Genomic DNA, 15612 nt, shown 5'->3' with positions numbered 1-15612 from the left:
TCAGCTCGATGTAAGAGCTTTACTATTCTTATAGGCTCTGAGCCCTTGTTTATAGCTAATGACAAGTTTATGAATTGAGAATGATATAAATAAGTAGTATTTTTGGTTAAAAGAGTGGTTCGTTAAAATACCAAATAGTAGCCAAAAAAAAGAGAGCCAAGGCTCTCTTTTTTTATTAGTCAGGATTCATTACAAGTGTAATAAATTACTGAGCTTACTCTTCAACAACCACAACTTCGTCAGCAGCGTCTACAGCAGCAGTATCAGTTTCGCTAGCAACATCCATGCTAGTTGTTGTACCGTCGACAGGAACTTCAGCGTCCATTTCGTCAGTAGCAGTAGCAGCTTGTGCTTCAGCAATGTCAGCTTCAGCGTCAGCAACAGCAGCTTCGGCGTCAGCAGAAACAACTTCGCCTTCAGCAGCAGCTTCGTTTAGCTCTTCTTGAGCGTCTTGCACTTCTTCTTGAGCGTCAGATAAATCTTCAGCGGCGTTTTCAGTGCTGCTATCGCAAGCAGTTAGGCCAAAAGTTGCAGTCATGATACCGGCTAATGCTAGTAATTTAATATCCATAATGTTTCTCCAGAAAATGAAATAGTATGTTAGCTATAATAAAAGGCTAAATACAATAGACACTTAAAATCAGATACTTATAAGTATCTTTATATTTAAGTATCTTAATATTCAACCGTCAATGGTCACAGCTACTCAGCTTCCCCGCATTCTATACTCTTTTTTTGTGAATGAAAAGACTTTATGTGAGTAATGAGCAATAAAAATGTAAACAATATTTACAAATCTTATTCTACTGTCCTTCTTCGTATAAAGTGATAAAAACGACGATATTGATTTATTACTCAATACAAAGACTGATCAATATAAAAACTAAGCTAAATCTCGTTTTTAAATGAGCTTACAATCATTATTAAATATAAAATAGGCTTTGATGTTCGATATTATCCTGATATACAAGTCCAGTTAGCGATACAAAATACAATAAGTAACCTAAATTCAGACTAACTCTATATGGTCTGTATCTGTAAAGATTGTACTATTAAAGAAAAGCAAATATCGTTTAAAGGTTTGAAGTTCTGTTGCGGTTTTGTAGTTCAAGAAATAAGTTGAACTTCAGCTTTATTGATTAGTTATAGAATAAATAAATGAGTTATGTAGAGGATAGCAATTATGAAGTGGAGAGGAAGAAGAGGCAGTACGAACGTGCGCACGAGTAGCGGCGGCGGTAAAATGATAGGGGGCGGTATTGGTGGTATTATTATCGCGGGTATTTTGTGGCTAGTGTTTGGCGTCAACCCTATGACCGCGCTACAAACGGGTCAAGTCGTCACGGGCGGCGGCGGCAGTTCTGCCACTGAAGTTGCAACTGGTGATGACCGTGATACCCAATTTGTGCAAGTGGTGTTAGCGGACACCGAAGAAGTTTGGGGACAAATATTTAATGAAGGCGGAAAAACCTATCAAGAGCCTTCATTGGTACTATTTAATGGTCAAGTTAGCTCCGCTTGTGGTAGCGCGACCTCCGCAACTGGGCCTTTTTATTGTCCAGGAGATCAAACTATTTATTTGGATACTTCCTTCTTCACTGAGATGCGTCAAAATCTAGGGATCAGTGGCGATCAGCAAGGCTCTGGCGACCAAGAGAACCGAGGAAGAGCGGGTGATTTTGCCCAAGCTTATGTTATCTCACATGAAGTAGGTCATCATGTGCAGACGTTACTGGGTATCAGTCAACAAGTGAATCAAGCTCGCCAGCAAGTGACACAAGCACAGGGCAATCATCTGTCTGTATTGCAAGAGCTGCAAGCTGATTGTTTTGCAGGGGTATGGGCGAATCGCAATCAGCAACGAGTACAGTTTCTAGAGCCAGGGGATATCGATGAGGCGATTAACGCTGCCGGACAAATAGGCGATGATCGTCTAGCACAGGCCAGCGGCCGCGCGGCAACGCCAGATAGTTTCACCCATGGTACCAGTCAACAGCGCGTGGATTGGTTCACTCGTGGCCTTGAAAGCGGTAATGTGCAATCTTGCGATACTTTCAGCGGTGCTCTGTAACGGGTAATATCTAGCAGTACTTCTCTTTATAAAGCTCTGTCATTTAAAGAATCTGGATAAAGAGAAGCGTTAATTATAAGCTAAGCGTTATTGTTAATGAGCAATAAAAAAGCCTACCTTTTATCAGGTAGGCTTTTTTGTTCGAGCTGTATTGTCATTAATTTATGACAGTAGCAGAACTGATAACAGCTATATGACTATCTGCTGTTTTCAAGAATATAAGCACCAGCACCGCCAATTGCCGCACCACCAAGTGCGCCGCGAGCGATATCTTTACTATCGCCGCCACTTCTAATAAGAGCGCCAGCGGCTGCACCAGCAGTAGCGCCTTTAGCAGTATTACTTAAGCCACTGTTGTAACCGGCAGTATTACAACCTGTCATAATTAACGCTGAGCTTGTAATCGCAGTCATTGCAAAAGTTTTAGCAAATTTCATATCATCACCTATTAAATTGTAAAATTGATCAATATTTTTATCATTGACAATTTGTCACTGCTAGTCACTCGTTAACAATAAAAATGCTTATCAAAGGAGTCACTAGTCATCGTCATTAACTATTATTGTTAGCATATACCAATAATAAAGTGGATAACCATAGATATAGCAATTATCAATAAAGATCAATACAGAAGAAATACACTTGTACTATTGCTCATAGTACGCTGATTATAAAATTTAGTCGTATTGAATACGCTATTGTTTACATCTGAGGTGTAAGCGATGTGTCTATACTGTTTCCTTAGTACGACTTTGACTAAACCTACTTGTCAGATGAGCTGTAGTAAGCTAACGGTTTGTACGATGACTCTTTTGCTAATAATTAGTCATTACAATTTAAATGAATAAAAGGTATCGCCTAAACTAAAAAAGACCACTATGAAGTGATCTCGTTTAAACACAACGGTTAGGCTAATTGACTTTAGATTTACGATTCATTTGTTCAAAGAACTCATCGTTGGTCTTCGCCTCTTTTAGGCGCTCAAGTAAGAACTCAGTGGCTTGCACCCCATCCATTGGCTGCAAGAGTTTACGCAGTATCCAGACTTTGCGTAATTTATCTTCATCAAGCAAACGCTCTTCGCGGCGAGTGCCAGATTTTTTGATATTAATGGCCGGGAAAACGCGTTTTTCGGCCAAATCACGCTCAAGGGTGATCTCTTGGTTACCCGTACCTTTGAATTCCTCAAAGATAACGCTGTCCATCTTACTGCCGGTATCGATAAGGGCACTAGCAATAATGGTTAAACTGCCGCCTTCTTCTACGTTACGTGCCGCGCCAAAGAAGCGTTTGGGGCGCTCAAGCGCATTGGCATCCAAGCCACCGGTCAAGACTTTACCGGATGATGGCATCACTGTGTTATAAGCGCGGGCGAGTCGTGTGATAGAGTCGAGCAAGATAACCACGTCTTGCTTGTGCTCGACCAGACGTTTGGCTTTTTCGATGACCATGTCCGCCACTTGTACGTGACGCTGCGGCGGCTCATCAAAGGTAGAGGCAACCACTTCACCGCGCACAGTACGCTCCATCTCGGTGACTTCTTCAGGACGCTCATCAATCAAGAGTACAATCAAATAGCACTCAGGGTTATTGCGAGTGATCGACTGCGCCATGGTCTGCAGCAGCATCGTTTTACCGGCTTTTGGCGGGGCGACGATAATGGAGCGTTGACCTTTACCAATCGGAGCGATCAGATCGATAATACGGCCGGTCAGATCCTCAGTAGTGCCATTACCTAACTCTAATTTTAATTGTTCAGTAGGGAAGAGAGGGGTTAAATTCTCAAAGATAAGCTTATGACGCGAGCGATCTGGGGTGTCAAAGTTAATCTCACCGACTTTTAGTAGCGCAAAATAGCGCTCAGAGTCTTTTGGCGGGCGAATAGTACCCGCGATGCTGTCGCCTGTTTTGAGACTAAAACGGCGGATTTGGCTAGGGCTAACATAAATATCATCAGGACCGGCTAAATAAGAGCCTTCTGATGAGCGTAAAAACCCGAAACCATCTGGTAGGACTTCTAATACGCCGTCGCCATAGATGGCTTCGCCATTACGCGCATGGGTCTTTAATATAGCAAAGATAATGTCTTGCTTACGGCTACGCGCCATATTATCGAGCCCCATTTCTTTGGCAATAGCCAAGAGCTCAGAGATTGATTTTTTCTTTAATTCAGTTAAATTCATAGGAAAGTCATTAGCAGGTTATCAGGCGAGAGAGGTCATAAGCAGCACAACCCACGACATTGGTTCAAACAGTATTGAGTATGAGTAGAAGGTGTGCAAAGCATTAGGGTTATATTGTCTTGGATTTTTATATCAGCTCAGCGCCAATTGTAGGATATTACAATAGGGACGCTCACAATGGATATAAAGAAGGTGACATAAGAGTCTTCGATAAAAGCTCAATATCAGTAATTATAGTTGGTAATGGTGCTTAATAATGATAGTTGTGTTTTGCAGTAACAAACACGAGGAGACTTGCGACAAGACGCTTATGAAAAACGGTTGTATTACTCTTGTCAGCAGACTATACGGTTATAGATAGGGGGTTGTCAATTATTTTTGTTAAAAAAAGTCGCTAATCGATTTATTTGTGCAAAAAGTCAGCAAAAAGCCATTATCTGTTATAGATAATGGCTTTTTTGAAGCATAAGTAATCAGTGATCAAGTTATTATTACCGTGCTATTTTGGATCAGATTATAGATGCTTATCTAAGACTTTAGCCAATTCTGCTTTTGGCTGTAGGCCCATAACTGAATCTACTTTTTCGCCGTCTTTGAAGACAAATAGCGTTGGAATGTTGCGAATACCGAAACGGCTAGCAGCTTGTGGGTTGTTATCGACATCAACTTTGACGATTTTGACTTTGCCTTCATAATCGGCAGCCAAATCTTCTAAGATAGGTGCGATAGATTTGCAAGGACCACACCAAGTCGCCCAAAAGTCTACTAACACAAGCGTGTCAGCTTGTAGTACGTCTTTATCAAAGTCGCTATCGGTGGTGTTGACGATTAAATCTGACATAATATGTCTCTCTTTTTATTAAGTTTAAATTTTTATTCTTGGGTAAAATATAACCTTATGATAAAACCAATCAAGGCTATACGAGGGTTAGTCGTACTGTTATTAAAGATGATATATTAAAGGTGATGACTAACGCTAATACCCTAATACCAATGAATGAATATCGATATAGTAACATATCTGCTAAACCTTAATAGCGCTCGGCTCGTTAAAATGCTTAACAATTAATATTAGTACAATCAATCGCAACATAAAACAATAGCACAAAATCTATCAATGGCATCTGCCTATCACTAGTAGTGTGATCTACTGTTCTATAGTCAGTGCTCGCTACCCCTATTTTATAATAAGCTCATTTATGCTCTTTACTGAAGAAGAAACTAACGCTCTTAACGAGCAAGAACAAAATTACCCGCTAGCGTTTTTTCAAGATTTCGCTAAAACGATAACGGTCTTTGAGGACGATGATATCTGGGTGGTTGATAAGCCTGCAGGGCTGTTGAGCGTCGACGGAAAAACCTTAAAGGTAAGCTTGCTTGCTAGGCTTGAGAAGGTGAATCCAAACGTTAAGCTTATTCATCGACTCGATATGGATACCTCAGGACTGCTTATATTTGCCAAAAATGCGGCGGCGCAAACCCATATCAGTAAGCAGTTCATCGAGCGTCTGCCGCAAAAGCTCTATCAAGCTCGCGTGTTTGGGCAGTGGCAACAAGTAGGAGACACAGGTAAGATATCTGCGCCCGTGCGTTATGAGCCAACGCTCAAACCGCGTCATATCGTTGATCCGAATTGGCCAAAGCAGGCCTTGACTCGTTATGAAGTGCTCGCGCATGAGTGTCTCAATGCTCAAGGCGCCGGTGCGCAATCTTTAGAGCATAGCGCTGTTACGCAGGCAGACCAGCCGCAAATGGTAACCCGCGTCGCCCTAAAGCCTATCACGGGTCGCAGTCATCAGCTACGAGTACACATGGTGCACATGGGTCATGTGATCATCGGCGATCCGATTTATGCTGAAGGATCGGCGCTGGCGATCGCACCGCGGCTTAACTTACATGCTCAGCAGCTGCGCTTAAAACATCCGGTGCTAGAAGCTTGGATGGACTGGGAGAGTCCGACGCCTTTTTAATATAGGCCAGTTTGCATAAGGAAAATGGGAATGATCGATATACGGACAACTAAAAAAGCGATAAAAGACACTATTAAAAAACGCTTAAGCGGCCGTGATGCCTCATCAGCTCCATCTTCAGCTCATCAGGCCAATGGCGCTCAGTCAGTAGACTGCGAGATGCTTATCATCGGTGCGGGCATCGCAGGTATCGGCATGGCGAGCCGTTTACAGCAGTCGCACAATAAGACTATCTTTGGGCGCAATACCAATCACCAAAAGCCCAATAGCGCTGAGCGATTTATCGTGCTAGAAAAGCGCGCTGACTTAGGCGGCACGTGGGACTTGTTTAACTATCCTGGTATTCGCTCCGACTCTGATGCGCTGACCTTTGGCTATAGCTTTCGGCCTTGGCTCGATCACAGAATGCTTGCCAAAGGCGAAGATATTAAAAGCTATCTGGCAGATACGGCAAATGAATTTGATGTCACAAAGCACATTCGCTATCGCCATGAAGTTAAGCAGTTATCTTGGTCAAGTGCCGAGCGACAGTGGACGGCAACGGTCAAAAACCACGAGACCAATGAGACTGTAACCTTAACCGCGAGCTTCATCGTTGGCGCTACGGGCTATTATGACTTTGATCAAGGTTATCGACCGCACTTCGAGAGGGAAGAAGACTTTAAGGGTCAGATTGTGCATCCGCAGCAATGGAAGGACGTCGACTATCAAGATAAAAAGGTGCTTATCATCGGTAGTGGTGCCACGGCGGTGACGCTGCTGCCAGCTCTGCTAGATGAGACTGAGGGGCAAACGGCCAGTCAGGTGACTATGTTACAGCGCTCGCCCTCTTATGTGGCTAGCGTCGCCGCCGATGATTATGCGATAGAAAAGCTCTCAGGCAAGCTCTCGCCTTTATCCAAACCCCAAGCTTACAAAATAGTGCGTGCCCGCAATGTGCTGATGCAACAAGCGACTTATCGCGCCTCACTCTATGCACCAAAACTGATGAAAGCCTTAATGAGCTATGGCGTCAAAAAAGAGCTCAAAGGTAGCGATATCGATATCAAACATTTTTCGCCTGATTATAATCCGTGGGATCAGCGCGTTTGCGCCGTGCCTGATAGTGACTTTTTTAAGGTGCTACAAAGCGGGCAGGCAGATATTGTAACTGATGAGATAGAGCGCTTTACCGAGACAGGGGTTTTACTAAAGTCAGGTCAGCAGTTGGGCGCTGATATCATCGTCACAGCAACTGGGTTGAATTTGCAGGTACTAGGCGGTGCTAAGTTAGTCGTTGATGAAGAAGAGGTTGCGATAGGCAAGCGCATGACCTACAAAGCGGTATTGCTCGAGGGCGTACCTAACATGGCAGTGTTATTTGGCTATACCAATGCGTCATGGACGCTAAAGATAGACATCGCCTGTCAGTACGTATTGCGATTGATCAGCTATATGAATAAGCATGATTATCAGGTGGCTGTAGCAAGCGCGCAAACCGCCACTGAGACCGCGCAAACACAAAAGGATACCGTAATGGGTGCTTTGTCGTCAGGGTATGTCGCGCGCGCAAGCAAGGTGCTACCTAAACAAGGCGATCGCTATCCATGGCGAGTAATGAATAACTATCTGCTCGACCGCATGATGCTTAAACACCGCAAAATTGCTGATAAGTGGCTGCATTTTACGCGCTAGTTTTAACCTTAGCCTGTTTTATCAATAAACGCGCTGACTTGCTTGCTCAGTATCCGCCATAGCGTCAGCTGCGCGCTCTCGCTACCCCAGGCATTATGCGGACTAAAGATAACGCGCGGATGATCTTTTAGGCTAAGCAGCGGATCGTCCTCAGTGATAGGCTCAGCTTCAAAGACGTCGCTGGCATAGCCTAATATCTGCTCATTATTCACAGCATTGGTTAGCGCTTGGCTGTCGACAATACCGCCGCGTGCGACATTGACTATCAAAGGCTGCTTTTGCATTTTTGCCAAAGTGTCTTTATTAATTAAGTGTTTGGTGTCCTCGTTTAAGGGGCAATGTAAGCTGATGACATCGGAGCGGGCTAGCACCTCATCGAAAGCGGTATAATCCTCATTGCGCGGCGTTTGGCCTTGATGTTCCGCCCACAACACGGTCATGCCATAAGCGCGGGCAATCTGGGTCACTCGTTTACCGATAGTGCCAACGCCAATAATGCCTAACGTTTTATCTTCCAAATCGATCAGTGGTACATCTAATAGGCAAAAGCCACCGTCATCAGACCAAGAGCCATCAATGACCTTTTGATGGTAGTGGATAGCAGCGCGCATCGCCATAGTCATCAGCATAAAGGTATGCTCTGGCACACTTTTGACCGCGTAACCTGCGACGTTATATAGCGTCACCCCATGCTTATCGCAAGCGTCGCTGTCAACGTTATTCATGCCAGTCGCTGTCAATTGAATCAGCTTTAGCTTGGACAGATTACTAATCGCCTCAGCGCTAATCTTAATCTTATTGGTAAAGATAATGTCTGCATCTTGGCAACGTTCGACTATAGTTTGAGTATCCTCTGGGCTATCGCTGTAGACAACATAATCGGTGACTCCTGCTGGCGCTGGCAAGTCTAAGTCCTGAGAAAACGTGCCTCTATCCAAAAATACCGCTTTCATACTGCCTCCTTACTTATTTTTCTTATGATTACTTGAGCTATCATTTGATTTTTCATCGGTGTTATTAATAAAGGTGTTAATTTGCTCTTGGACAATCTGCCATAATTTATGATGCGCGTTCTTGCTGCCTGACGCCACGTGCGGGCTAAAGATAACTCGCGGATGCTGCTGCTCTGCCAGTTTAAGTAAAGGATCGTCTGTGGCGATGGGTTCTTTTTCAAAGACATCGGTTGCGTAACCGAGTACTTGCTGATTTTCTATCGCTTGTGCCATAGCCTTAGAGTCGACGACTGCGCCGCGTGCTACATTGACGATCAGCGGCTGTTTGCTCATTTTGGCTAAGGTGTCTTTATTAATTAGATGTTTAGTCTCTGGTGTGAGCGGACAATGTAGGCTGATAACATCGGCGGCGGCAAGCACGGTTTCAAAATCAGTATAATCGTCGCTGCGGGGCTCGACGCCTTGATGTTCAGCCCATAGTACGGTCATGCCAAACGCTTGTGCAAGCTCACTTACGCGCTTACCAATGGTACCTACGCCAATGATGCCTAAGGTTTGCCCCTCGACATCAATCATCGGTGCTTGGTTAATCTGTGAGCTGCGATCTTTACGCCAACTGCCATCAGCGACCTTTTGATGATAATGAATGCCAGCGCGTAGCGCATTTAACATCAGCATAAAGGTGTGCTCAGGAACGCTTTTAGCAGCAAAAGCAGAAGCATTGTATAGCGCAACCTTGTTTTCCTTGCAGGCCTCTTGGTCTATGGTGTTCATACCACTTGAGCTCAGTTGTATGAGTTTGAGATTAGGGAGCGCCTCAATCACTTCGCGTTCGATCCTTAAGGTGCCGCAGATCATGATGTCGGCATCTTGGCAGCGCTCAATGATTACTTTATTGTCTTGCGGCGTTTTATCAAAGGTGACGTATTCGCTGACCTTTGCAGGCTTGGGTAGCTCAAGACCTTCTAAAAATCTGGCTTCGTCGAGTAGTACCGCTTTCATAGAGAGTCCTTTTTAGTTTTAGTTATGAGTAGTCGTTATTTTATAAGCCTCTAATGTAGCATGCTGTAGCAAAAAGCAAAACTAACCTACTAAAGCGAAGACTGCAGCGAGCAGAATGCAAATCCTAAAATAACGGCTGGGTGATAAGCTCTTGAAAAACACAATTAGCGCAACCATCTAACCGCTAACGCTATATAATAGTGCGACTTTGCAGCGACGTTGCTTGTTGCTCATCATCTATAGTGTGACTACTTTCATCTTCTATTTTTATCATTTAAGTACAAAAAGATACCGCCCTATGACTATTTCTGCCGCCTCATTACTCAGTAGCGAATTCGCTGTTGGTCAACGTTATTTATCTGATACCGAGTCTGAGCTTGGTTTAGGTGTGGTGATCGACGTCGATGATCGCTGCGTGCACATCTTGTTTCCGCAAAGCGAAGAGACGCGCGTCTATGCCAAAAACTCTGCTCCGCTCTCGCGCGTGGTATTCAAAATCGGTGATAGCATCGCTGATCAGCAGGGTAATAACTATACCGTTACCGGCGTCGATGAGGTGATGGGCGTACTTAAGTACAGCGTCGAAGATGATGAGCAAGGGGTGGAGGTTAAACCTATTATGGAGACGCGCTTGGCGGCGAATATTACGCTCGCTAAGCCCCTTGAGCGCTTGCTGGCTGGCCGTATTGAGCGTAGTGACTGGTATGATCTGCGCCAAGATATCTTGCGTATGCAGTCGGCATTGGCCGGTCATCCGCTCAAAGGTCTCATGGGCGCGCGCGTCGATATCATTGAGCATCAGCTCTATATCGCTCATGAAGTGGGTAAGCGCCTTGCGCCGCGCGTCTTGCTCGCTGACGAGGTGGGATTGGGCAAAACTATCGAAGCCGGTCTTATTATCCATCAGCAGCTGCTTACCGGTAAGGCTGAGCGCGTATTGATACTCGTGCCCGATAGTTTGCAGTATCAGTGGATGATTGAGCTGCGTCGCCGTTTTAATCTAAACTTTGCGCTATTTGATCTGGTGCGTACGGCGGCGATAAAAGAGCACGACCCTGAACAAAACGTCTTTGCTACTGAGCAATGTATCATCGCCGGTATGGACTTGTTGCTTGATCATGATGATCTGTATGAGCAAGCCATAGAAGCCGGGTTTGATCTGCTTGTCGTCGATGAAGCGCATCACTTGCATTGGGATGAGGCGCAAGGCGGCAATGATAAATACGAGCTCGTCGCTGACTTTGCTAATGAAACGCCAGGGGTGATGCTACTCACTGCCACGCCAGAGCAATTGGGCGCGCAAAGTCATTTTGCCCGTCTGCGTCTGCTTGATCCCAATCGCTTCGATGATTTGGATGCGTTTATTGAGTCCCAAGATGCCTTTGCCGAAACGGCGGCAGTTGCCAATATCTTGATAGAAGATAAGCCTTTGAGCTCCAATCAGATTGAAGCTTTAAGTGGCCTGCTCGATATCAGCACCGAGGAGTTGGCAAACATCAATGAAGATGAGAGGCTGCGTAATTATGCCCTCAATGAGCTGCTAGATCGTCATGGGACGGGGCGGGTGTTATTCCGTAATACGCGCGAAAGTGTCAAAGGCTTCTACGGCCGTAGCAGTCAGTCGCATCCATTGCCGCTGCCTGAGGCTTGGATAGACAGCTATCAGACCACAGGTAAACTGCGCGAGCAGCTATGGGGCGAAGAAAATCAGCCCGATGGTGGCTGGCTTGAAGACGACCCACGCGTGCCTTGGCTGATCGATATCTTAAAAGGCGAGCTGAAACAAGAAAAAGTATTACTTATTGCCCGTAGTGGCGCGACAGTTGAGAGCTTAGAGGCGGTACTGCGTTTGCATGCCGGTATCAAGACCGCTATCTTTACTGAGCAGATGACGCTACTTGAGCGTGACCAAGCTGCGGCGTTTTTTGCTGATAGAGAAGGGGCGCAAATACTACTGTGCTCAGAGATTGGCTCAGAAGGTCGTAACTTCCAATTTGCAAGCCAGCTGATACTTTGGGACTTACCGGCCAATCCTGATACTTTAGAGCAGCGCATTGGCCGCTTGGATCGTATCGGCCAGACGCAGCGGATTACACTGCATGTGCCTTATGTAGAGAGCACGGCGCAAGAGCGTCTGTATCACTGGTATAACAGCGCGCTCAATATATTCAATCAGATATCGCCAACAGCGCAAAGCGTGCAAGAGGAGTATATTCAGACCTTAAAGCCGCTGTTAGAAGGCGCAGATACCGCGGATAATCAGCAAGCGCTACAAGCGGTTATCGCTGAGGCGAAGCAGACGCGTTTAGGTTTAGAGGCTCAGCTACAAGCAGGCCGCGACCGCCTACTTGAGTATAACTCGTGCCGTCCGCGGGTGGCCTCGCGTATCAAAGATGCGATGGTGGATTTTGATAGTCATAATCTACTGCCGCAATTCGTCGAGCGTTTTTTGGCGTCCGCCAACATCGATCATAGCGTACAGCGCGATGGCTCATGGGTGATTGCGCCGATCGATAGTAATGAAGTCAATGAGTATATGGAGAGCTTACCACTCGGCGAAGATGGCATGAGCTTGACCTTCGAGCGCAAGCTGGCTTTGCAGCGCGAAGAGATTGATTTTATTACTCATGAGCATCCTTTGATGCGCGCTATCTATGAGCTGGCGAGCACCAGCACCTTTGGTAATACTACTGTCGGTATGCTAAAGAGCGCCGCAATGCCGCAGGGCACCGTACTGCTTGAGATTAACTTTCGGGTCGAGACTATCGCGCCAAAAGTGCTCAATCTGCCTGCAACCTTGCCGACACAAAATATTCGGGTGTTTATGAGTGAGCAGGGCGGCGATTTATCAAGTCGTATCAGTGCCGAGATGATTATGCCGCATATCGAGCGTTTAGATAACAATCGAGCGCGGCAAGTGATTAAGGCGCGCGGTGATGTTATCGAGCAGCGCTACTATGACGCTGAAGATATCGCCCGTGCACAGCTGGCTGAAATAGGAGCGCAGGCAAGTAGCCGCTTTACTCAGCAGTGGTCACGTGAGATCAAGCGTCTCAAGCACTTACAAACCATCAATCCTAATGTGCGTAGCAGCGAGATTGAGCGCTTAGAGCAGCTGCAAGCCCAAGGCGAGCAGGCCCTAGCGAGTCTATCGCTAGTACCTGACTCTATCCGGATTTTGGTGGCAGTAAAGCCCTAGTCTAAGCTAGCAGTAGTATAAAAAGGGGTGCTCGTTAGCGCCTCTTTTTCGTATTAGGATTTAGCACGAAATAAAATAGAGCCAAGGAGCGGTATAGAATCCATTTATGGAACTGGCAGAGACTATTTTTTAGGCGATACAGTCATCATAATAGCCGCTAAGTCATATGACATCACTGGTCAAAAATGCCGTTATTGGTTACTATGTTTAACTTTTAACAAACCTTCTAAAGTGATCATTTTTACTAACAAGTATTGTCATTCAAAGCGAAAATGTTTGTTAGTAGAAATATTAGAATAAGGAAAATAAGCGCTATGTCTGATATGTTTGATAACTCGCAACTTATCGACGAGCTGTTAGCGACAGTCGCACTCACTGAGCTCAGCCCGGATGTTTTTGAAGGCGCAAGCCACGATTATGTGGGCTCACGTATCTTTGGTGGACAAGTGCTCGCGCAAGCAATTATGGCAGCGTCTCACACCTTGAATGAGGACAAGCCTTGCCATTCACTGCATGGGTATTTTTTGCGTGGCGGCGATATCAAGCAGCCTGTCATCTACCAAGTGCGCCGCTTGCGAGACGGTCGTAGCCTATCCGCGCGAGAAGTGACGGCGATTCAGTACAAGCAAGTAAAAGGCAAAGAGCCTATAGAGCAAGTGATATTTTCGATGATAGCGTCGTTCTCGCCTGCTGAGGAGGGGCTTGAATATCAAGAGAGTATGCCAGTGTATCCGCCGCCAGAAGACTTAGCTTCAGAGCAAGAGTTAAAAGACGAGCACGTCGGCAAAGTACCAGATGCGCTCAAAGCACGGTTTATGCGTCGTCGTCATGTCGAGATCAAACCGGTCAAACCGCGCGATCCGATCAACCCAACGCCTATGAAACCTAAGCAGGCCAACTGGCTACGTATTCGCGAGCTTGGCAATCAGCCTGTCGCTATTCAGCAGGCATTATTAGCGTTTTCGTCGGACTTTTATTTAGTAGGCACGGGACTGATGTCGCATGGTGTCAGCTTTATGACCAGCGGCCTACAAGCGGCGAGTATCGATCACTCCATGCATTTTCATCGTCCGTTCGATCTCAATGATTGGCTACTCTATGAGATGTGGAGCGACACCACTTCTAGCTCTAAAGGTCTTAATCATGGCCAGTTTTGGCAAGACGGTAATCTCGTCGCTACCGTGCAGCAAGAAGGGCTGATGCGCCTACGAGTGCCAAAGTCTTAGTTGGCAGAAGTCTTCACTAAAGATAGATTTTAAACATCTAGTTCAAGATGCTAGGCTAAAGCGCCAGCCTACGGTTGAGCTTAATTTCAAACCTCAATAATCTTAATCATTGCGCGCGGCAGTCCGAGACTATCGCGCGCTTTTTGCTGCCTTAACCACTTAAACTCTATATCGGCAGCGTTTAACTTATCTTTTAGTTCTGCAATCTGCTTATTATCAACAACCACTCTTTGTGGCTGCAAATACCAGTGAAAATGAGTCAATGAATGCTTAATAGGCGCATCCTCTAATAAAGTATTGCTCACAGGTTTGGCGACTAAATTATTCTCAATTAGCCAGTCATTAATGATTTGCTCAGCAGTGGTAAATTCGCTCTCGTAGACTTTTTCATTACTACGTACTTGAGACTTCTTTGGCTGTTCTTCTGATGTCTTAGCTAAATCGCTAGCTTCAAGCTTCTGCACAAACTGCAAAGGCAAGCTCCATAGGCCACCCCAAATACCATTGTCAGGACGCTGTAGCCAGAGGATATCTCCTTGTGCGTTTTCAATAATAAGCGCATTGCTAAATTTGCTCGGCTTGGGCTTTTTCTTGGCTTTGACAGGATAGTCCATTTCGCGACCTTGCGCGTGAGCGATACAGTTGGCCTTTAGCGGACATAGCTGACAGTTAGGATTACGGCGCACGCATAAAGTCGCGCCCATATCCATCATCGCTTGTGCGAAGAGTCCTGAGTTATCCTTTGGCGTTAACCGCTCTGCCAATGCCCATAGCTCTTTGGTGGTAGCAGACTTAGTAATATCACCATCGATAGTTGCCCAGCGTGTCAGTACGCGTTTGACATTACCATCGCAAATGACGCCATATTTATGCAGCCCCATTGCCATAATCGCGCCAGCAGTCGATGGCCCAACGCCCGAAATCGCCTCCCAACCCGCTAAAGTCTGCGGAAAGTCCCCCGTTTCATCGATTACCTCAACCAACTGCTTAGCACCCTTATGCAAATTACGCGCACGCGCATAATAGCCAAGTCCTGCCCAATGCTCAGCAACCACATCCCAGTCGGCAGCTGCTAAGTCTTGCACGGTCGGAAACGACGCCATAAAACGCGTAAAGTAGGGCAGCACCGTCTTAACTTGCGTTTGTTGCAGCATAACCTCGGATAGCCAGACGATATAAGGATTGGGTGTGTCGGTTTGGTGCTGCTGCCAAGGTAAGTCGTGGCGTCCGTCGGTTTCGAACCAGTCTAATAGACGGGGTGCGAAGGTGTTTAGGGAGTTAGCTGACTGAAAAAATTGAGTATCGGGTATGGCGGTAGGTTGGGTCATAGGCTC

General features: G+C 45.8%; 12 protein-coding genes. 5 read left to right on the top strand and 7 right to left on the bottom strand.

Features of this window, described 5'->3' with window-relative positions:
• Positions 1 to 214: 214 nt before the first annotated feature.
• Positions 215 to 571, bottom strand: coding sequence for a hypothetical protein (locus tag AAEY83_RS02005; RefSeq protein WP_037059270.1), 357 nt, complete (start codon positions 569 to 571; stop codon positions 215 to 217).
• Between the two features lie 612 nt (positions 572 to 1183).
• On the opposite strand from AAEY83_RS02005, the gene ypfJ reads away from it, so the two are divergent.
• A complete protein-coding gene (gene ypfJ / locus AAEY83_RS02000) occupies positions 1184 to 2071 on the top strand; it encodes a KPN_02809 family neutral zinc metallopeptidase (RefSeq protein ID WP_025646040.1) in 888 nt (295 codons plus the stop codon).
• 197 nt (positions 2072 to 2268) lie between these two features.
• Here the strand turns inward: ypfJ and AAEY83_RS01995 are convergent, their stop codons facing one another.
• From AAEY83_RS01995 to trxA, 3 genes are all read right to left on the bottom strand, one after another.
• Positions 2269 to 2508, bottom strand: coding sequence for a YMGG-like glycine zipper-containing protein (locus tag AAEY83_RS01995; RefSeq protein ID WP_025646038.1), 240 nt, complete (start codon positions 2506 to 2508; stop codon positions 2269 to 2271).
• A gap of 474 nt (positions 2509 to 2982) precedes the next feature.
• Entirely contained in the window at positions 2983 to 4254 is a 1272-nt protein-coding gene (rho, locus tag AAEY83_RS01990) for a transcription termination factor Rho (protein ID WP_025646036.1), read from the bottom strand.
• 514 nt (positions 4255 to 4768) lie between these two features.
• Entirely contained in the window at positions 4769 to 5095 is a 327-nt protein-coding gene (gene trxA / locus AAEY83_RS01985; protein WP_025646034.1) for a thioredoxin, read from the bottom strand.
• A gap of 358 nt (positions 5096 to 5453) precedes the next feature.
• Between trxA and AAEY83_RS01980 the strand changes: the two genes are divergently transcribed.
• Together AAEY83_RS01980 and AAEY83_RS01975 are read left to right on the top strand one after the other, a co-directional pair.
• Positions 5454 to 6224: an RluA family pseudouridine synthase gene (locus tag AAEY83_RS01980; protein ID WP_025646032.1), complete on the top strand. Its 771-nt coding sequence runs from the start codon at positions 5454 to 5456 to the stop codon at positions 6222 to 6224.
• 30 nt (positions 6225 to 6254) lie between these two features.
• Positions 6255 to 7898, top strand: a complete 1644-nt coding sequence (locus AAEY83_RS01975) for a flavin-containing monooxygenase (RefSeq protein WP_025646030.1) — start codon at positions 6255 to 6257, stop codon at positions 7896 to 7898.
• An 8-nt stretch (positions 7899 to 7906) separates the two neighbouring features.
• Here the strand turns inward: AAEY83_RS01975 and AAEY83_RS01970 are convergent, their stop codons facing one another.
• Together AAEY83_RS01970 and AAEY83_RS01965 are read right to left on the bottom strand one after the other, a co-directional pair.
• Positions 7907 to 8851, bottom strand: coding sequence for a D-2-hydroxyacid dehydrogenase (locus tag AAEY83_RS01970; protein ID WP_025646028.1), 945 nt, complete (start codon positions 8849 to 8851; stop codon positions 7907 to 7909).
• Between the two features lie 9 nt (positions 8852 to 8860).
• Positions 8861 to 9853 carry an NAD(P)-dependent oxidoreductase gene (locus tag AAEY83_RS01965; RefSeq protein WP_025646025.1) on the bottom strand — a complete coding sequence of 331 codons (993 nt, stop codon included), beginning with the start codon at positions 9851 to 9853 and terminating at the stop codon, positions 8861 to 8863.
• 298 nt (positions 9854 to 10151) lie between these two features.
• On the opposite strand from AAEY83_RS01965, the gene rapA reads away from it, so the two are divergent.
• A complete protein-coding gene (gene rapA / locus AAEY83_RS01960) occupies positions 10152 to 13052 on the top strand; it encodes an RNA polymerase-associated protein RapA (RefSeq protein WP_025646023.1) in 2901 nt (966 codons plus the stop codon).
• Between the two features lie 323 nt (positions 13053 to 13375).
• Positions 13376 to 14278, top strand: a complete 903-nt coding sequence (locus AAEY83_RS01955; RefSeq protein WP_025646021.1) for an acyl-CoA thioesterase — start codon at positions 13376 to 13378, stop codon at positions 14276 to 14278.
• Positions 14279 to 14364: 86 nt separating this feature from the next.
• Here AAEY83_RS01955 and mutY read toward each other — a convergent pair whose 3' ends face one another.
• Positions 14365 to 15606, bottom strand: a complete 1242-nt coding sequence (gene mutY, locus AAEY83_RS01950) for an A/G-specific adenine glycosylase (protein WP_025646019.1) — start codon at positions 15604 to 15606, stop codon at positions 14365 to 14367.
• Positions 15607 to 15612: the final 6 nt, after the last annotated feature.

The organism is Psychrobacter sp. TB20-MNA-CIBAN-0197, from assembly GCF_040309765.1.
In the GTDB taxonomy this organism is placed as follows: domain Bacteria; phylum Pseudomonadota; class Gammaproteobacteria; order Pseudomonadales; family Moraxellaceae; genus Psychrobacter; species Psychrobacter submarinus.
The sequence above is the reverse complement of the archived record's forward strand: the minus strand, read 5'-3'. Positions and strand labels throughout refer to the sequence as shown.